This window comes from Phyllobacterium sophorae, from assembly GCF_003010965.1.
GTDB classification, from domain to species: domain Bacteria; phylum Pseudomonadota; class Alphaproteobacteria; order Rhizobiales; family Rhizobiaceae; genus Phyllobacterium; species Phyllobacterium sophorae.
The window spans coordinates 222,375-240,857 of record NZ_PGGM01000005.1; the positions used below are offsets into that span (position 1 = coordinate 222,375).

General features: G+C 55.7%; 20 protein-coding genes, 1 tRNA gene and 1 riboswitch. Of the genes, 7 read left to right on the plus strand and 14 right to left on the minus strand.

Annotated features, from left to right (window positions below; translation table 11 throughout):
* Positions 1-15: 15 nt before the first annotated feature.
* The 3 genes from CU103_RS13660 to mscL form a co-directional block, all read right to left on the minus strand.
* Complete coding sequence (locus tag CU103_RS13660) at positions 16-1,074, minus strand: AbrB family transcriptional regulator (protein ID WP_106664479.1); 1,059 nt, start codon at positions 1,072-1,074, stop codon at positions 16-18.
* The gene (locus tag CU103_RS13665; protein ID WP_106664480.1) at positions 1,071-2,237 is read right to left on the minus strand and encodes a pyridoxal phosphate-dependent aminotransferase; all 1,167 of its coding nucleotides are present in this window, start codon (positions 2,235-2,237) and stop codon (positions 1,071-1,073) included. Before CU103_RS13665 ends, CU103_RS13660 begins: the two co-directional genes overlap by 4 nt.
* 171 nt (positions 2,238-2,408) lie before the next feature.
* Entirely contained in the window at positions 2,409-2,813 is a 405-nt protein-coding gene (mscL, locus tag CU103_RS13670; RefSeq protein WP_106664481.1) for a large conductance mechanosensitive channel protein MscL, read from the minus strand.
* 221 nt (positions 2,814-3,034) lie between these two features.
* Between mscL and CU103_RS13675 the strand changes: the two genes are divergently transcribed.
* The gene (locus tag CU103_RS13675; protein WP_106664482.1) at positions 3,035-6,523 is read left to right on the plus strand and encodes a PAS domain-containing hybrid sensor histidine kinase/response regulator; all 3,489 of its coding nucleotides are present in this window, start codon (positions 3,035-3,037) and stop codon (positions 6,521-6,523) included.
* Between the two features lie 10 nt (positions 6,524-6,533).
* Here CU103_RS13675 and CU103_RS13680 read toward each other — a convergent pair whose 3' ends face one another.
* Positions 6,534-7,196, minus strand: a complete 663-nt coding sequence (locus CU103_RS13680; RefSeq protein ID WP_106664483.1) for a response regulator transcription factor — start codon at positions 7,194-7,196, stop codon at positions 6,534-6,536.
* Positions 7,197-7,421: 225 nt separating this feature from the next.
* Between CU103_RS13680 and pip the strand changes: the two genes are divergently transcribed.
* On the plus strand, positions 7,422-8,372 hold the full coding sequence (pip, locus tag CU103_RS13685) for a prolyl aminopeptidase (RefSeq protein ID WP_106664484.1): 951 nt from the start codon (positions 7,422-7,424) through the stop codon (positions 8,370-8,372).
* A gap of 40 nt (positions 8,373-8,412) precedes the next feature.
* On the opposite strand, the gene CU103_RS13690 is transcribed toward pip, so the two are convergent.
* Both CU103_RS13690 and CU103_RS13695 read right to left on the minus strand, forming a co-directional pair.
* Complete coding sequence (locus tag CU103_RS13690; RefSeq protein WP_106664485.1) at positions 8,413-8,856, minus strand: VOC family protein; 444 nt, start codon at positions 8,854-8,856, stop codon at positions 8,413-8,415.
* Positions 8,857-8,977: 121 nt separating this feature from the next.
* Complete coding sequence (locus CU103_RS13695; RefSeq protein WP_106664486.1) at positions 8,978-9,421, minus strand: hypothetical protein; 444 nt, start codon at positions 9,419-9,421, stop codon at positions 8,978-8,980.
* Positions 9,422-9,557: 136 nt separating this feature from the next.
* Here CU103_RS13695 and CU103_RS13700 point away from each other — a divergent pair, with 136 nt between their 5' ends.
* Both CU103_RS13700 and CU103_RS13705 read left to right on the plus strand, forming a co-directional pair.
* The gene (locus CU103_RS13700) at positions 9,558-9,905 is read left to right on the plus strand and encodes a DUF952 domain-containing protein (protein WP_106664604.1); all 348 of its coding nucleotides are present in this window, start codon (positions 9,558-9,560) and stop codon (positions 9,903-9,905) included.
* Positions 9,902-10,990, plus strand: a complete 1,089-nt coding sequence (locus CU103_RS13705) for a quinone-dependent dihydroorotate dehydrogenase (RefSeq protein WP_106664487.1) — start codon at positions 9,902-9,904, stop codon at positions 10,988-10,990. The genes CU103_RS13700 and CU103_RS13705 overlap by 4 nt, the downstream gene beginning before the upstream one ends.
* On the opposite strand, the gene CU103_RS13710 is transcribed toward CU103_RS13705, so the two are convergent.
* From CU103_RS13710 to CU103_RS13730, 5 genes are all read right to left on the minus strand, one after another.
* Entirely contained in the window at positions 10,987-12,342 is a 1,356-nt protein-coding gene (locus tag CU103_RS13710; protein WP_106664488.1) for an MATE family efflux transporter, read from the minus strand. The two genes, CU103_RS13705 and CU103_RS13710, sit on opposite strands and share 4 nt — an antisense overlap.
* Positions 12,343-12,442: 100 nt before the next feature.
* Positions 12,443-12,940, minus strand: a complete 498-nt coding sequence (locus CU103_RS13715; RefSeq protein WP_106664489.1) for a CAP domain-containing protein — start codon at positions 12,938-12,940, stop codon at positions 12,443-12,445.
* Positions 12,941-13,021: 81 nt separating this feature from the next.
* Entirely contained in the window at positions 13,022-13,288 is a 267-nt protein-coding gene (locus tag CU103_RS13720) for a DUF6460 domain-containing protein (RefSeq protein WP_106664490.1), read from the minus strand.
* Positions 13,289-13,391: 103 nt separating this feature from the next.
* Positions 13,392-13,465, minus strand: a tRNA-Gly gene (locus CU103_RS13725).
* Between the two features lie 96 nt (positions 13,466-13,561).
* Entirely contained in the window at positions 13,562-14,653 is a 1,092-nt protein-coding gene (locus CU103_RS13730) for a 2'-deoxycytidine 5'-triphosphate deaminase (protein ID WP_106664491.1), read from the minus strand.
* An 82-nt stretch (positions 14,654-14,735) separates the two neighbouring features.
* Positions 14,736-14,815, plus strand: a riboswitch (SAM riboswitch).
* A 62-nt stretch (positions 14,816-14,877) separates the two neighbouring features.
* On the opposite strand from CU103_RS13730, the gene CU103_RS13735 reads away from it, so the two are divergent.
* Positions 14,878-16,071: an O-succinylhomoserine sulfhydrylase gene (locus CU103_RS13735; protein WP_106664605.1), complete on the plus strand. Its 1,194-nt coding sequence runs from the start codon at positions 14,878-14,880 to the stop codon at positions 16,069-16,071.
* A gap of 1 nt (position 16,072) precedes the next feature.
* Here the strand turns inward: CU103_RS13735 and CU103_RS13740 are convergent, their stop codons facing one another.
* Complete coding sequence (locus tag CU103_RS13740) at positions 16,073-16,411, minus strand: MmcQ/YjbR family DNA-binding protein (RefSeq protein ID WP_106664492.1); 339 nt, start codon at positions 16,409-16,411, stop codon at positions 16,073-16,075.
* A gap of 161 nt (positions 16,412-16,572) precedes the next feature.
* Between CU103_RS13740 and apaG the strand changes: the two genes are divergently transcribed.
* Together apaG and CU103_RS13750 are read left to right on the plus strand one after the other, a co-directional pair.
* Positions 16,573-16,965, plus strand: coding sequence for a Co2+/Mg2+ efflux protein ApaG (apaG, locus tag CU103_RS13745; protein WP_106664493.1), 393 nt, complete (start codon positions 16,573-16,575; stop codon positions 16,963-16,965).
* A complete protein-coding gene (locus CU103_RS13750) occupies positions 16,965-17,261 on the plus strand; it encodes a hypothetical protein (protein WP_106664494.1) in 297 nt (98 codons plus the stop codon). The genes apaG and CU103_RS13750 overlap by 1 nt, the downstream gene beginning before the upstream one ends.
* Here CU103_RS13750 and CU103_RS13755 read toward each other — a convergent pair whose 3' ends face one another.
* Both CU103_RS13755 and CU103_RS13760 read right to left on the minus strand, forming a co-directional pair.
* A complete protein-coding gene (locus CU103_RS13755) occupies positions 17,262-17,474 on the minus strand; it encodes an alkylphosphonate utilization protein (protein WP_106664495.1) in 213 nt (70 codons plus the stop codon).
* 18 nt (positions 17,475-17,492) lie between these two features.
* Positions 17,493-18,479, minus strand: coding sequence for an Hsp33 family molecular chaperone (locus tag CU103_RS13760; protein WP_106664496.1), 987 nt, complete (start codon positions 18,477-18,479; stop codon positions 17,493-17,495).
* Positions 18,480-18,483: the final 4 nt, after the last annotated feature.

The window sequence follows — 18,483 nt, forward strand, 5'->3', positions numbered from 1 at the left end:
TCCGAGACGCCGGTTTTAGTTTTTCGCGTTGTCATCGCGTAACCAGCGCGCAAGAAATGGCACGGCGAATGCTATCATCAGGAAGCGCACGACATGATGCGAAGCGACGTAGGATGGGTCGACACCAAGCGAAAATGCAATCACCGTAAGGGCCTCCAGCGCGCCGGGGGCAAAGGCAAGCGCGATTTGCGCGGGATGAATATCGAGCCAATACCAGACCATGAAGGCCGCCAAAAGGGACGCAACCGTCCCTACCACAAAGGCACACAGAGCCGCTGGCAGATAGCGTAACAGCTGGGTTCTGTGCTCCGCGCCGACGCGTGAGCCGATCAGCACACCCAGAACGATCAAGCCGATATCCGCAATCGAGCGCGGAACGACCGCCGTGACGATGGACATGCCGTGCAAGAGGGCGCTGGCCACGAGAGCGCCAAGCATCATGCCGCCCGGCACGCGGCTGAAGTGCCCCAGGATCGCACCACCAAGACCGCAAGCGAGCAAGATCAAAGCTTCCTGCACGGTCCAATCGTAATTCAACTCCACGACCATATGCGGTGCATTTCTGGCGATGATTGCGAGAAGTGGTGCCAGAAAACCGATAAGCAGCAATAGCCGGACGCATTGGATCACGGTGATCTTGACCATATTCGCCTTGGTCCCCATCGCCGCGATCAGAACAAAGGACAGCGCGCCCGGCAGCGATGAAAACAGTGCTGTTGGACCATCCCACCCAAAACCCTTGCGCAGCATGAAATAGGTTAGCCCTGTAACGAGGACCAACGCGACGAACAGCATCATGAAGCTGACGGGCCACGAGACCATCTGATCGATGGTACCCGGAGAAACGCCTGAACCGGCCTGAATACCCAGTGTGAAGAATACAAAGACCCTTAGCCAGTCCGGCAAGTGGATACGAACTCCAGACAGGGATGCTGTCGTTACGGCAATCGTCGAGCCGAGCAGAAAGGGTATAGGCAGACCGATCTGCCTGGCGACCAATGCGCCGGCAGCTGAAATTAACAATGAAAGGATAGCGGCCCGGGTGTTATCGAGATGCGGGAAATTTGACGTCAACGTTTACTGATCCAGTCTGCGAGGCGATCTGCTGCCTCCTCGACCTGATCTAACCGTCTGGCAAAGCATAGCCGCAGGAAGGCCGCGCCACCATCTCCAAATGCGGTGCCGGGCGCAAGACCAACTTTGGCTTCATCGACAATATCGAAAGCCGCACGGTAGGAATCCGTGATGCCTTCAATACCGAACAACAAATAGAATGCGCCGGCCGGTGGAGAGAGGCGCACCCTGCCCGTCGCAGCGAGTTTCGCGCAGAGAATGTCACGCGCCTTATGGGCCCGTTCCACTTGCATGCGAATGAAATCATCACCTTGTTCAAGTGCGGCTACCGCGCCGCGCTGCATGAACTGCGCAACACCGGAGGTTGAATACTGGATGAGATTTTCCATCGTTTTGCCGAGCGACGGATGCACGGTCATCCAGCCGACACGCCAGCCTGTCATCGCCCAGTTCTTCGAAAAGCTGTTGACGAAGATTATGCGCTCATCCGGATCCATGATGTCAAGGAAGGATGGGGCGCGGCGCGCGCCATAGCAAAAATGGGCATAGATTTCATCGGCGATGATCCACAGCCCATGGTGACGGGCGATGGCAAGGATTTCCTTGAGTGTATCGATATCGGCGGTCCAGCCCGACGGATTTGACGGCGTGTTGATGAACAATGCTTTCGTTCTTGGCGTGATGGCATCGCGTATCTTTTGCGGATCGAGACCCCAGCCATTACCGGTGAAATCCTGTATGACGGGAATTGGCGTCGCGCCTGCAATACCGGCGGCGGCGGCAAAGTTGGGCCAGGCGGGCGAGAGATAGACAACCTCATCACCGGCGCCTGCCGTTGCCTGGATAGCCAGCTGAATCGCCTGCATACCTGAACCGGTGACATAGAAATGCTCCACAGGCAGGTCCGCACCGAAATGCCGCTTGTAATAATTGGCGAGGGCCTGCCGTAATTCCGGGATGCCTGCTTGCCAAGTGTAGAAGGTCTCGCCATTGGCAAGCCCGTTGCTCGCGGCCTCACGGATAAAATCGGGTGTCGGCAGATCACCCTCACCTGCCCAAAGAGGAATAACCCCTTCTTGCCGGCGGCCATGATTCATTACGGCAACGATGCCGCTTTCCGGCGCAACGGCAGCTTCGTGACGCAAATGCTGAACAAGACCCATTCGATTTTCTCCGCTCACTTTCTGGCAGACCTATCGCAACCGGTTCTGTTTGGCACGCGTATAATTGTGATGTTTCCATCATTGGGAATGATGATCTGCTGACAGACGCTGACATTACAGACCAAAACCCCGGCACAGGGCCGGGGTCCAAATACAGTGCGATATCTGCCCTTAGCGCTTGGCGAGCAAATCGCGGATTTCCGTGAGCAGAATCTCTTCTTTCTTCGGAGCAGGATCGGCCGCTGCTTCCTTCTTTTTGAAACGATTCATTGCCTTGACCACTATGAACAGAACCCATGCGATAATCAGGAAGTTGATGAGAAGAGTAATGAAGTTGCCATAAGCGATCGTAGCGCCAGCTTCCCGGGCGGCAGCCAAAGTGGGAGCGGGCGCGCCCGAAAGCTGGAAATACAGATTGGAAAAATCAATGCCGCCCGTCATCAGGCCAATGATGGGCATGAAGAGATCAGCCACAATCGACTCAACCAGTCTGCCAAAAGCACCACCGATGATCACACCTATGGCGAGATCAACCATGTTTCCCTTCAAGGCAAATTCTTTGAATTCCTTCAGCATGATATACCACTCTCCAGTATTGTGTGTTAATGCAAATTATTGTCCTCGGTGATGCTATCCCAAGCACGGCCGGACATTAGCAGAAGATTTGAGAATATTAACTTAAAGTTTGATTGCTCTACGGGATTTGAGGGTTGCTTTGGCGTATATTTTGTAACGCCAATGACGGGAAGTCTACTCGGACCGAAGCGGTTACGCTTACTGACGGAAGGTTGAGGCCCATGACGGGCTGGGCTGGCATCTTAATCGCACTCTTGTATTTTTTGTTGCAGTACTCGGCGATCAAAACAGCTGATCGTCAGACTGAAACCAAGAGCAATCTATCACGTCCGTTCCTTTATTCGTTGAGCGTCGCCGCGAGCGGCAGCACTTGGTTGTATTACGGCTCCACCGGCTATGCCGCAAAATATGGCGTTGAATTTATCGGCCTCTATATCGGAATCGTATTGGTCTTTACGCTCGGCTTCCCGCTCCTGCTGAGGATTGTCGAACTGGCGAGATCAGAGGGTATTGCGTCGATCTCCGATTTTATCGGAGCACGATACGGAAAGAGCTTTTCGGTCGCGGCGATCGTTACATTGATCACAACGATCGGCCTCATTCCATACATTTCGCTGCAGATGACGGCGATTCACTACCTGTTTGACGTTTTTGGGGGCGTTTACGATCCACACCGTCACAACGATGAAATGGATGAGCATCTGCTGGTGTTGCTGATGGTCCTTGGTATTGGCTATTTCACAATTACCCATAGCACGCGCTCGACCGATCTCACGGACCGCAATGACGGGCTTCTTCACGCGCTTGCGGTTGATACTGTAATAAAATTCGTCGCGTTCCTGTTCATTGGAATTGCCGTGACCACTTTTCTCTTCGGTCCGCCCGCCGAAGTCCTGCACCGGGTTGCCAGCTCTGAAGCAGCTCTTCCCGTGCCTCAAATGAATGTGTCAGCAGGTAACCTGATCGCATTGGTTCTCATCGGAGCCTCGTCGGTTCTGCTACTGCCGAGCCAATTTTATCTGACTGTCGTGGAAAACCGAAGCGCCAAAGAGCTCCGCACGGCTCGGTGGTTTATCCCCCTGACTCTTTTGCTTGCGGGCTTATTCGTTGTCCCGCTCGCAAGGATTGGTCCAGCCATCCTCGGGGAGCACGCATCGGCCGATTTCTATTTTCTTTCCCTGCCACTCCACGCGGGACAATATTGGCTTGCGGTCATGGCGTTTGCGGGTGGATTGTCAGCGGCAACCACCATGGTTATTTTCCCGTCGATTGTCCTGTCGGTCATGATTTCAAATGATCTTCTTCTGCCTGTTTTGCTCAAGCGGGCTTCGCGAGTCTCGCCAAATCAAACAACCAATTTTGCCAGAACCATCCCCAAACTGAGGCGGGCCGCCGTCCTCGGAATTCTGCTGGTAGCTCTTGCCTATCAGTTTACCATCATCGGGCATGTCGATTTCACAGGACTGGCGTTGGTATCAGCCATTGCGATGATGCAGCTTCTACCGCCGTTTCTGGGGGCATTGTTCTGGCGGCGAGGCACTGCGCGCGGCGCGATATGGGGGATGCTGGGAGGCTTCTGCTTTTGGGTCTATACAATGATATTGCCGACCATGCTCGACACGACGTCATTTCTGCTGACGGATGGACCGTTTGGATTGTCGGTGTTCCGTCCGCAGGCGTTGTTTGGTTTGGACGCCAGCACCTACGTCAACGGTCTGATATGGAGCTTGTCCGCCAATCTGACATTGTTTGTGATCGGGTCGCTCTCTAAAAGTGCAACCCCACTCGAGCGCATCCAGGCATCCGCTTTCATTGCGGAGAACACCCACTCCTTGAGTGCGATCGGTAGTCTCCAACCCAGCGTTACAGTCGATCAACTTAAAACGACAATATCGAAATATATCGGCGGCGAGCAAACCGATAACGCGTTCGCAGCCTTTCACAGGGATGAAAACATATCACTCGAAGGCGCGGACCCGGCCGATTTCAAAACCGTTCATTTTTCCGAACAATTGCTATCGGGAATTGTCGGCTCGCCATCGGCCCGCATGATCCTCTCGCTGGCCATGGGACCGACCGGCATAGCGCAACGGCGGGCGCAGGTACTGCTTGATCATGCAACCGGCGCGCTGGCGCAGAACCGGCACCTTCTGCAGATCGCGCTGGACCAAATGGATCAAGGCATCAGCGTGTTCGACCCGCAGTTCCGGCTCAGTTGCTGGAATACCCAATTCAGGCTTATCCTTGATCTTCCCAAGGAACTGCAGCGGATGGGTACGCCACTCCGTTCGATCGTTTATTGCCTTTTTGAGCGCGGTGACCTTGCTGGTTTTACCAGTCAAACCTTCGTCGAAAGATTCACCGGCTTTGCAGCACCATGGCGAATCAAGCTCAAGAACACCGGTCAAACGATTGAAATCCGTTCGAACTCCATGCCTGACGGTGGTCTGGTAACCACCTTTACCGACGTGACCAGCGTTGTGAATGCAGACAGGCTGCTGCGTCAGACAAACGAGTCCCTGGAACTACGGGTGCGCGACCGCACGAAAGAACTTACCCGCGCAAACCAGCAGCTGGCCAACGCACAGCGCAGCGCCGAAGAAGCCAATATCGGCAAGACCCGGTTTCTGGCTGATGCCGGGCACGACATTCTTCAACCATTGAATGCTGCGCGGCTTTACGCTTCCTCGCTGATGGAGCGGCTAGGAAATTCCAGTGAGAAGGAGCTTGTCAATAATGTCGACACGTCACTCGAGGCGGTCGAGTCGATCATCAACGCATTGCTCGATATCTCGCGCCTGGATACGGGTGCGCTGAAGCCCGTCATTTCCGTCTTTTGTCTCGATACGCTGCTGCAGCAGATAGCGCGGGATTTTTCACCGGCCGCGCGTGAAAAGGGCCTGAAACTACGTGTTGTCTCAAGTTCCGCGGTGGTCGTGACCGACCGCAATCTTCTCCGAAGATTGATCCAGAACCTGGTATCCAACGCCATCAAGTACAGCCGGTCTGGATCTGTGCTCGTTGGCGTGCGCAGGCAAGGTGCGACGGTCAAATTTCAGGTTTTCGACACAGGTATCGGCATCCCGACATCCAAACTGGAGTATATATTTCGCGAGTTTGCCCGTCTCTCGGATGGAATGCGGGAATCCGACGGGCTCGGCCTTGGTCTCTCCATCGTTGAACGCATCGCGAAAGTTCTTGACCTCGCTATCGTCGTTCAGTCAACGGTCGGAATGGGATCGGTGTTTTCCGTTACACTGCCGGCTTCGAAGCTCCCATCTCCGCCCGCCAATCAAGAGCTAATGATGCTCAGGCCGCCGGGCGCGCTGACCGGGCTTCTGGTATTGTGTATCGACGACAACGCGCAATCCCTGGCCGGCATGCGGGAATTGTTGACAACATGGGGCTGCAACGTTCTGTCAATGAACGGTGGTAACGCCTTGCGCGCATACTGTCTGGAGCATGGCGCCGCCCCCGATGTAGTCCTTGCCGATTACAATCTTGAAGAGGAAAACGGACTTGAGCTCGTCAGATTTGTCCGGGAGCATTTCGCGCGTGAAATCCCGGCCGCGTTGATCACAGCCGACCGTTCTGATCCATTGCGCGAGCGCGCAACCGCACAAGATGTATCAATCATCAACAAACCTGTCCGCCCGGCAGTTCTGCGCGCACTCCTCTCCCATTTTCGGCAGACTTATACGGTCGAATGAAGTCAGTAATTCAGGCTGCGGGAGGCTCGGCCGGGACAACATCCTCTTTGAACCGCGCGAGCCGGATGACCGCTTGGGTACGGCTTTCAACCCCGAGTTTATACAATACGGCGGAAACGTGCGCCTTGATCGTCGCTTCGGAAACGTTGAGCTCGTGCGCGATCTGCTTGTTCAGCATGCCGTCGGCCATCATGGCAAGTACGCGACCTTGCTGCGGTGTCAATTTGCGCATGCATCGAATCAGTTCCACTATTTCCGGATCGAGTTCACCCTCCTCGCCGCATGTCAAAGGTGACCAGATCTCTCCATCGAGAATGGCTCTGACCGCATCATTGATCAATTCGGGACTCGAGGATTTGGATATGAATCCCGATGCGCCGAGCGTCAGTGCAGCGCGCACAGTCAAAGGATCGTCCGTCGCCGAGACGATGGCAATAGGCACTGTTGGCTGGAGTGCGCGCAAACTAACGAGGCCGGTCAGACCGCCGATGCCGTTCAAGGCAAGATCAAGAAGCACAAGGTCAATATCGCTCGAGGTTTGAAGGAGAACCTTCGCGCTTTCGAGGTCACCGGTTTCGACAATATCAACATCGTCTTTCGATGACGAAAGCGCCAACTTCAGCGCTCCGCGAAACAAGGGATGGTCATCGACAATAACAAATCTATATTTCATTATCTTAAAGTCCTTATTGCTGAAATTGCAGCAGTCGTAATCCAAAAGCTCTAATGCTAACGACTAAATCCAATTCGACTGATATATCAAGAACAATTTGGTGCACGTCAAAGCTTCAAACGATGCGGGATTCCCTGCAACCAAGGCTAGGCCATTCAAACGCCTTGGCAAAACCTCATTCCCGAGCGATATTCATCGTGGGGATTATTATTGAAAGTGGGACGCATGATCACAAATATTCTTTACCCTGAGACCCAGCCCTCAACGGAACAGATGCTTCAAGTATCTGAACTGCACAGTATTCATGTGGAGGAATGCGGTAATCCGGACGGCAAGCCGGTAATCATGATCCACGGCGGTCCAGGGGGTGGAATCAATCCGACGATGCGGCGCCTGCACGATCCGGAGCGGTATCGCATCATCCTGTTCGATCAGCGCGGCTGTGGAAAGTCGACCCCTCACGCGGAACTGAACGAAAATACCACGTGGGATCTGGTCGCTGACATGGAGCGAATCCGCACCCATTTTGGTATCGACAAATGGCAGGTTTTTGGCGGTTCATGGGGATCGACTTTAGGGCTCGCCTATGCACAGACGCACCCGGAACGCGTTAGCGAATTGATTTTGCGCGGCATCTTCATGATCCGCCGTTTCGAGATCGATTGGTTCTACTCCAATGGTGCCAGCATTATCTATCCCGATCGTTTCGAAGCATATCAAGCGCATATTCCGGAGGAAGAGCGCGATGACATGATCGCGGCCTATTACAAACGGCTCACCGATCCGGATCCTGCGATTCAACTGGCTGCCGCCAAGCTGTGGGCGCGCTGGGAGGGGTCCGCCCTTTCGCTCCTTCCTGATCCGGCACGTGAAGAAGCCTTTGCCAGCGACCACTTTGCCATCGCCTTTGCGCGCATCGAATGCCATTACTTTCAGCATAAGGGGTTTTTCGACACCGACGATCACCTTTTGCGCAATGCGCACCTGATCCGCGACATACCTGGTGTAATCGTCCATGGCCGCTACGACATGTGCACGCCTTTGCTCAACGCCTGGCACTTGAAGAAGGTTTGGCCGGAAGCCGATCTGCGCATCGTCGAGGACGCCGGTCATGCGGTCAGCGAACCCGGCATCATTCATGAATTGATTCATGCGACCAAACGGTTTGCGACCTGACGACAGTTCTGCAGCCGGCCGTTCCCGTCCGGTTGCTTTTCTATGCGGCCAAATGCTTTAGCCGCGACTTCACGACCCATAGGTGACCAAAGGGATCGATCAACACTCCTGCGCGATCCCCGCTATCCAGCGTCTCGATCTCGTTGCGGACGCTGCCGCCTTCAGCTACCGCGTGGTGCATTACCCGATCAACATCGTCCACATGGATATCGAGCATGACTGGAGTGGCGCCAATTGCATGAACGGACCGTGGTCCGCCAAGCGACGCATCCGCATCACGCTTGGGGTTTGCTCCGACGATCATGACCACCGACGCCCCCATGCGCAACTCGGCAGCGATCAGTTCGCCGTTGTGCAGATAGGGCCGGCCAACGACCTTTGCCCCGAACACATTGTCATAGAAATCCAGGGCCTTCTGCTGGTCACCATGGCGCACAAAAAGCCTGATCGATACCTCTCCAATCAGTGTTGGCACTGCAATCATTTTACCGCTCCCAGAGAAGATCCTGAGCGACTAAAGTCTACCAAATTGGCGAACAAATCAAGAACAAACTGGTCCAGACCGAGTCAGGCTCCTGCCACCATCCTGCCATCTACAGTCAGCATCATGTCCTTTGGGGGGTGGTCTGCTGCTCGGGTTTCGTATCCTTGTTGTCGTATCCGAATTCCTTGGCAATTCCCATGAAACGGCGCATGAATTTCTCCATGTAGCTCAACCCTTTTTCAAACTCTTCGTCGGATGGGAGTGCATCGCGCACGACGGGCGGGATCTTACCCATGCTCGCCACTGTTGCTTCGAGCTTTGCTACCCGCACTTTGAGGTCAGCAATGTCTTCGTCGTAAGCGGTTCGCTCCTCGGCGGCAAGTTTGCATATGAGCTGCCCAGACCTCTCCTGACAGATCGACATCTCGCCGGTCTTGTTGTTCATGCGGACATAGCCGGTGTCTGTTCGTTCCAGCGTGTATGTCGTTGTTTCCTGGGCAATCGCAGCGCATGACCATAGGGATCCAGCCGCAAGAGCGAAGAACAAAGTGCGCGTTCGTGACATGGATCGACCTCCAGGGTTGGTAGTTGGCAAGCGTGGCTAAATAATACGCCGAAAATCGGAAATCGGGCGAGTTTTCTGTTACCCGCGCCCACTCTACCCTTTGCGCATTGCGGTTTTGCGTCTAGTAAATGCGCTTATGACTGATATCATTTACAAAATTGCTCCGCGCGCGCTTTGGCAGACTGCCGAAGCGAAAGGTGCGTTTGACGGCGCTCCAATCGATCATGCGGACGGTTACATCCATTTTTCAACTGCGGCGCAGGCGGTTGAGACGGCTGCAAAGCATTTTGCCGGGCAGGACGATTTGCTGCTGATAGCTGTTGAAGCCGATCGGCTGGGCGATGCGCTCAAATATGAAGTCTCCCGCGGCGGAGACCTCTTCCCTCATCTCTATGCAACTCTGCCACTCGATGCGGTGGCCTGGGTCCGGCCTTTACCGCTCGGCGGCGATGGCAGGCACCAATTTCCGGAGCTTCAGGCATGAGCGGGTTGTTCCGGTCGATCGGCCGCAAGGTACTGTTCTCTCTCGATCCCGAAGATGCCCATGGTCTTTCGATCAAAGCATTGAAGACTGGCCTGGTGCCAGGCTGCGCGCCACACAACGACCCAGCGCTGCGCGTGACTGTCGCGGGCTTAAGCTTCCCCAACCCGCTTGGCATGGCCGCGGGCTACGACAAGAACGCGGAAGTGCCAGATGCGCTGCTGAACCTCGGGTTTGGCTTCACCGAAGTAGGCACGCTCACGCCGCTGGCCCAATCCGGCAATCCGAAGCCACGGATTTTCCGCCTTGTTGAGGACAACGCGGTGATCAACCGCCTGGGCTTCAACAATGAAGGTCATGAAACGGCATTTCGCCGTCTTAGTGCCCGGCGTTCTCATGCGGGTATTGTCGGAGTGAACATCGGTGCCAACAAGGATTCCACCGATCGCGTCGCCGACTACGTGGCTGGCATCCGGAAGTTTTACTCACTTGCCAGCTATTTCACGGTCAACATCTCCTCCCCCAATACGCCAGGATTGCGCGATCTGCAGGCCCGCGACGGCCTCAAGGAGCTGCTCGGCAGGGTGCTTGAGGCACGCGAAGTCCAATCCGGTGTCAGGCGCCCCGTCTTCCTCAAGATCGCACCGGATCTCCCCGAAGCCAGCCTTGATGATATCGCCGCTGAAATCGCGCTGCACCCTCTGGACGGATTGATCATTTCCAATACGACGCTCTCGCGCACTGGCCTCAAGAGCTCGAGAGCAACCGGAGAGGCGGGTGGCCTTTCCGGTGTGCCGCTGTTCCAACGCTCGACAATCCTCCTTGCCAAGATGCGCCAGCGTGTCGGCGCCGAATTGCCGCTCGTCGGTGTCGGCGGCATTGACAGCGCCGCTACCGCAATCACGAAAATTCGTGCTGGCGCCGATCTCGTTCAGCTCTACACGAGCATGATCTTTCAGGGTCCTGGCCTGGCGGGCATGGTCGTCAAGGATATGTCAGCGGCCATGAAGCGCGACGGTATCAGCACCATTGCCGCCTTACGGGACTGCGATGTCGCCTATTGGGCTGGAAAAGCGATCCCCACCTAGTCGGCAAATTGCAGTCGGGCCCGGCTTGGCAGAATCGACAAGAGTGAAAGGCCGCGCAGGCCGAGAAACAGGTGTAGCGCCAGCCAAAGGCCGTGGTTGCCCAGATATAGCGGCAGGATGAAATAAGCGGCGAAGTAACCGATCAGCGACAGGATCATCATGTTGCGCATGTCGCGCGACCATGTTGCGCCGATGAACACACCGTCCATATGGAAAGCCAGCAGACCGACGACCGGCGCCAAAGCTGCCCAGGGCAAATACAGCGATGCCATCGCTTGGACATCGCCGGACTTGATCAGAAATGCAACAATCGCATCGCCAAAAGTGAGAAAGAATAGCGCCATCGCCGTTGCCAGTATCATCCCCCACAGGAATGACAGCTTCACACCACGATCGAATGCCGGACGATAGTGTGCACCAACCGCGCGTCCGGAAATCTGTTCTGCAGCTGTCGTCACACCATCAATCAAATAGCCTGAAATCAGGAGGAAATTCATGAGCACAGCATTGGTTGCGAGCGTCACGGCTCCTGCTTCTGTTCCGGCCCGTGTGAAAAAGGCATAGGCGATCAGCAGAAGAAATGACCGCAGCATGATATCGCGGTTGACCGTAAACATGCGGCGGACTTCATGCATGTCGAGAATCCGCGCCCGAGACGGGTTGGGTACAGAACGGAACTGCAGATAAACCACTGAAAGGCCGACCAGCAGCGCGGCACTTTCGCCGAGCACCGTGCCCCACGCGATACCGGCAACTCCCCAGCCCAAAACCAGTCCCAGCCAAATGGTCATCACCACATTGACGCCGTTGAGCAGAAGCTGGAGATAGAGGCCCTGCATCGCCTTGCCCTGCCCCAACAACAGGCCGAGCACAACGAAATTGCCCAAGGCCATCGGCGATGAGAGAAGGCGGATGGAGACATAGGTCGACATGGCATCGGCCACGGCTTTGTCCGGGTTCATGAAGCTGAGCGCCGCCTGGAGCACCAATGGCGTCGCAGCTATGAAGAGCGAGCCCGCGATCACGGCGATTCCGAGCGCGCGCCAGAATATCGCCTCCTGCTCCACATTGTCATGCCGCCCCAAAGCCTGCGCCACCAGACCGGTGGTGCCAGAGCGTAGAAAATTCATGGTGGAAAACAGGAAGTCAAAAACAAGTGCGCCAATGGCAAGGCCACCGAGCAGATGTGGATCGCCTAGCTGGCCGATGACGGCCGTATCGACCAGACCAAGCAGTGGCGTCGTCAGGGAAGCCAACATGACCGGGATCGTAATCGCGAGCATCAGGCGGTTGGTCACCTCAAACGGGCGAACAATCTTTGATCCTGGCGGAGTAGACACTTCGATCGTCATGAGGGGCACCGGAGATTGCAACCTGCAAGGTTGTCAATGTTGTATGCCACCGGATCGCAATGTTTTCCAGTGCAATTGCAGCCTACAGGATTCTCAGCACTTAGCTGGCCAGTACCAGGGCCCAAAAACGCTCGGTCCTGCCATTTGCAGATTCCGCGTAGGCGAGGCCAAACCGGGTGAACTTCGGGTCCAGCATATTGCGCCGGTGCGGCGGCGACGCCATCCATCGCGCAAACAGCTCATCCAGATCCATACCCCCCATCGCGATATTCTCGGCTGCGATGCCGCGAATTTCATTATCTCGAACACGAGAGGCGAAGCCGCGGCCCCAGCTCGTTGTATGGCTCATACGGCCCGCGCTTGCCATGTAACGTGCTTGCTGCAGGGCGGCACCCTCAAGCTGAGGGTCGGCAGACAGTGCACCTAGCCCATTGGCCGAGCGGATCGCCTGCATGTTTGAACTGGCGGATGCAGATGCGCCGTCGCTCTTTCCCAGTGTGCGCATCGCGGTCTGGCAAGCGGCCAACGGAAACAAGGCAGAGGCTGCGGCGAAACCGAGAAAGATGCGCCGGGAACAATGGAAATTCTTATCGGACATGAGCGGGCAATTCCTGTGGGACCACATGCCCGTAGCCAGAAATTGTGGCTCATTCGAGCCGAATTGAGCGGAATTCTGCGGTCAGCGCCGGTAGCTCAGCAACCGCAAGATGATAAAGCATGGAATAACCACCACCGCGCCAAGCAGGAAATAAGCGGCAAAGCGCTCGATGGCGCCGAAGCCCAGATTCCATATGCGGCGGACGAAATTCTCGATGCCATAGAGAATATCCATCGGAGACCAATCAAACGCGCTCATGACAACGCCGACCACCAGCGAGACGAGAATGAGTTTGACAAGGACGCGGCCGGGCGTATCGCCCAAAAAGCGGTTTATTCCGTCCGACATTTCTTCTCCGACATTGGCGAAACTGCTACGCCTCTCACATACGGCGATACGCCGGTCTGTTCAAGGTGAGCCCATGTTTAGTTTTGTTTTCGTGGGGCGGGGATGGAGCGGGTGAAGGGAATCGAACCCTCGTATGCAGCTTGGGAAGCTGCCGTTCTACCATTGAACTACACCCGCGGACCGTTATCGCAAATCAAGAGCACAAGCGACCGATAGTCAACCGTATTTGTTCCAGGATTGATAGTACGTCCGACTTTATTCCCATTCCTGCAATCATTTGAAGTGCTTGGAAAGTTTCAGCCCCTGCGCCTGATAATTCGAACCGAGATCGGTGCCATAGAGCGCTCTGGGCCGCTCCAGCATGTGCTCGTATATCAGCCGGCCGACAATCTGACCGTGCTCCAATATGAACGGCACTTCGTGGCTGCGTACCTCGAGGACGGCGCGGCTGCCAGTTCCTCCCGCTGCCGTATGCCCGAAGCCGGGATCAAAAAATCCGGCGTAGTGAACGCGAAACTCACCCACAAGCGGATCGAAGGGCGTCATTTCAGCTGCATAAAGCGGTGGCACATGCACCGCTTCGCGAGAAACGAGAATATAGAATTCGTCTGGGTCAAGCACCAGTTCGCGTGCGCCCCGATCGTGAATCGGCTCCCAGAAATCGAAAAGGTCATGCACGCCGCGCTTGTCGACATCGACGACGCCGGTGTGGTGCTTGCCCCGATAACCGACGAGCCCGTTCTTGTCTCCCGTCAGGTCAATTGACAAGGCGATGCCGCCGCCGGAAATATTGGGTGTGTCGGAAGCTACCAGCGTTTCCGCGGCATGCAACGCCGCCAGTTCGGTTTCCTCAAGTTGCGCACGCCCGGTTCGGAACCGGATTTGCGACAGTCGCGAGCCGGTCCTCGCAACGATGGGGAAAGTGCGCGGGCTGACCTCGAGATAGAGTGGTCCGTGATAACCGGCGGGAACCTTGTCGAACTCCTGTGCGCAGTCAGCTATGACCCGCGTGAAAATATCGAGACGTCCGGTCGAGCTCTTCGGATTGGCAGAGGCCGAGACTTCGGGTGGCAAGCTCAGGCTCTCCAGAAGCGGCACGATATAAACGCACCCGGTCTCCAGTACCGCCCCCTCGGTCAGGTCGATTTCATGCAGCTTCAGGCGGTCCAGCTTGTCGATCACAGGCGTTCCCGGTCCCGGCATGAAACTGGCGCGAACCCGATAGGCTTTAAATCCGAGCCTCAGGTCGAGACTTGCCGGCTGGATCTGGTCGCCATCGAAGTCGCGTTGTGTTTTAAGCGCGCCTGCCTGATGCAGCGCCCTGATACCACTATCCGCCAGAATGCCCGCTTCACGTCTCAACATGTCATCCGCCAAAACCAACTAAAAGAGACAAAAGCTTTAGCGTCTCACCCGATTGACGCAAGCCGCCAAGAGGATTAAAGCAATTTTATCCCGTGGTGATTTGGCCGGCCGGCTTGCAGCCACGTAAAATAATTTGCTAAAAGAGGCCCGGTCTCGTCCGGCCTTTTTGCGATTCACGCAAGGCCGGTTTTTTGTTGGCCAGATTCTGGCAGATTGAGAAGACGATGACCAAGACGACCACTCGCAAGCTGCGCACCGCAACAAATCTTGTCCACGCCGGAACCTTGCGCTCCGGCTTCGGTGAGACATCGGAAGCCCTGTTTCTGACGCAAGGTTTTGTCTACCCCAGCGCAGAGGCCGCGGAGGCCCGCTTCAAGGGCGAAGAGCCAGGATTCATCTATTCACGCTACGCCAATCCGACGACCGACATGTTCGAAAAGCGCATGTGCGCTCTCGAGGGCGCGGAAGACGCGCGCGCCACGGCGTCGGGCATGGCAGCGGTGGCTGCGGCCATCATTTGTCAGGTCAAGGCGGGAGATCACGTCCTTGCAGCCCGCGCCATGTTCGGCTCGTGCCGCTATATTATCGAGACGCTCTTGCCGCGATATGGCGTCGACTTCACGCTGATTGATGGCTCGAAGATCGAAAATTGGGAGAGTGCCATCCGCCCCAATACCAAGGTGCTGTTCCTCGAAAGCCCCACAAATCCGACGCTGGAAGTCATCGATATTGCCGCCGTTGCAAATGTCGCCAATTCCGTCGGCGCCAAGCTTATCGTCGACAATGTCTTCGCGACGCCGCTGTTTCAGAAGCCCCTGGAGCTGGGGGCGCATATCGTCGTCTATTCAACGACCAAACACATAGACGGCCACGGCCGTTGTTTGGGCGGAGTGATCCTTTCTGACAAGCAGTGGATCGACGAGAACCTTCACGAATATTTTCGCCATACCGGGCCAGGCCTCAGCCCTTTCAATTCATGGGTGATGCTGAAAGGACTCGAAACGTTGACCGTTCGCGTCCAGCAGCAAACGGCGAACGCGGCAAAGATCGCCGACTTCCTCGCTGGTCACCCTGCTGTTGCCAAAGTTCTCTATCCGGGGCGGGCGGACCATCCACAGGCGGACATCATCGCCAAGCAAATGAGCGGCGGCTCTACATTGATTGCGTTTGAAGTGAAGGGTGGCAAGAGGGAAACATTCAACGTCGAGAACGCATTGGAAATTATCCAGATCTCCAACAATCTGGGTGATTCAAAGAGCCTGATTACACATCCGACCACAACGACGCACAAGAACCTCACCGATGAGGCACGTGCCGAACTCGGCATTTCCGACGGGCTGCTGCGTTTGTCGATCGGGCTCGAAGATGTGAACGATCTGATCGAAGACCTCGATACGGCGCTCAGGGCCGCTCGCTGAGTCACAGGACGTGCCGCGTCGAGACGGATTTCGGCGCGGCCTTCTTCCAGGCCATCGCCATGGCATGGCGTACTGCATCCGCATCGGCGGTATGCAGCATCACAAAGGTCCAACCCTTCTCGCCCCAGCTTCCCGGAACCGGCTCGAATATGTGTGCTGACGTTTCCCGTAAGAGTGCCTGATCGCCCGGTGAAAGCGCCAATACCCCACACTCCTTGTCAGGACGCAAAGTTGCGAAAATTTTTCCACCAACACGGAAATCAGTCGTACTGAAGTGTTTCCCCTGCATGCTCTCCGGAAAAGAAAGGGCCATTTCCGCAAACTCTTCCAAAGTCATCATGACGATTTCTCTCGAGACTGAGCAAGTTTCACCATCACACTAACAATATAAGCGGCGGTTCACGAAGGTTTTAATTCAATACAATATCAGAGTGGTTGACGCGATGGCTTTGAGCCGCGATATCAGGGACATAGGGTCAGGACCCTAGACTGAGAGCAGGTATGTATAAAGCTATCACGCGCGATATCGAAGTGACCGTCGAACCGTTCTATCTGGAGGAGCAGTCCAATCCGGAGGAGAACCGCTATGTTTGGGGTTACCGAATTACCATCGCAAATGAATCCGAGGTTACCGTACAGTTGCGGGCACGCTACTGGAAAATTACCGATGGCAATGGCCATGTAGAAGAAGTGCGCGGGCCGGGCGTGATTGGCGAGCAGCCCATCCTCGATCCTGGCGATAGTTTTCAGTATTCTTCCGGCTGTCCGCTGACGACGACGTCTGGCGTCATGGTTGGACGCTATTCAATGCAGACCAATGACGGTGACCGCTTTGACATCGAAATTCCGGCGTTCTCCCTTGACCTCCCTGACCAGTTGCGGACATTGAATTGATGATCGAAATTGAACGGACGCAATCGCCTTACACCAAGGCCCTGGCCTGCTCTGTTGTCGCCTTCGCGCTGGCAATCGGCGCATTTTTCCTTGGCTATACCTTGCCCAGCCTCAAAACCGGCGTCGAGGCCATCAGCCAATTGCTCGCGCTGGTGCTGATACCCGGCCTGATCGTCGGCTTGCTGGCAAAAAAATCGACCAGAGCCTGGCCACTTTGGCTGATCATTTGCGCGTTTATCGTGATTTTGATCGTGGTCGCTGTTGCCCACGAACTTACGGCGCCAATGCGGGGCTGATCAAGCCTTTTTCAGAAATTCGGTTTTAAGAACAAGGCCCTTGACCTGCTTGGTATTGCACTCGATCTCACCTTCACGGCCGTTCAGCCGGATATTCTTGACAAGCGTACCGCGCTTTATGGTCTCTGACGTGCCCTTGACCTTCAGGTCCTTGATCAGGGTTACGGAATCGCCATCCTGAAGTTCGGTGCCATTGCTGTCTCTTACTTCCATGATGGCATTTCCTTGTCCTCAGTTCTTCGGCAGGAACTCGGCGGGGTCGAATTCATACTGCGTCGAACAGAACTCACAGGTCACACTGATTTTGCCTTCTTCAATACTGTCCGTGATTTCTTCGGCAGTGAATCCCGAAAGCACGCCAGCGATTTTCTCGCGCGAGCAGGAACAATCGTCGTTCACCGGAACGGCGTCGAAGACGCGAACGCCACGTTCGTGAAACAGTCGGTATAGCAGTCGTTCGGCACCAACCTGCGGATCGGTCAGTTCCGAGCTTTCGATCGTCGCAACGAGTGCCTTGACCTCGGCCCAGTCATCATCCTCAACAAGGTTGTCGTCATCTTCGTCTGCGTTGGGCGCGTCGCCAGCCGGAAGATCACGCTGGCGCATCCGCAGCTCCGACTCGGGCAGGAACTGGACAATCAATCCGCCGGCACGCCATTGCTCCACTGGCCTGCCGTCTTCACCCCGCTCAATCAACTTGGCGACAGAGAGCCGCACATCGGTAGGAATCTGTTCGGACTGGCGGAAATAGGTCTTGGCGATTTCTTCAAGATTGGAACCGTCCAACGCAACGATACCCTGGTAGCGTTGGGTGTACTCACCCTGATCGACTGTGAGAGCAAGCGTTCCGCTTCCCATCAGCTCTTCTTGCGAGATCCGGTGTTCCGCTATGGCCTCCGCCAGACGCTCCTCGTCATATCGAGCATAAGCGCGAACCGAATTCGGCGTACGGAAGTCAACAACCAGCATGTCAACCGGGCCGTCGGATTGCGACTGGAAAATAAACTTGCCATCAAATTTGAGCGATGTGCCAAGCAACACGGTAAGAACGATTGCCTCTGCCAGGAGTTTGGCGACCGGCTCCGGGTAATCGTGGCGGCTCAAAATGTCATCAAGGGTTGGACCGAGCTGGACCGCGCGCCCGCGCGCATCCAGTTCAGCAACCTGGAAGGGCACGACAGCGTCGTCGCCAGCAAAAATATACTCATCGGGGCGCATGGCG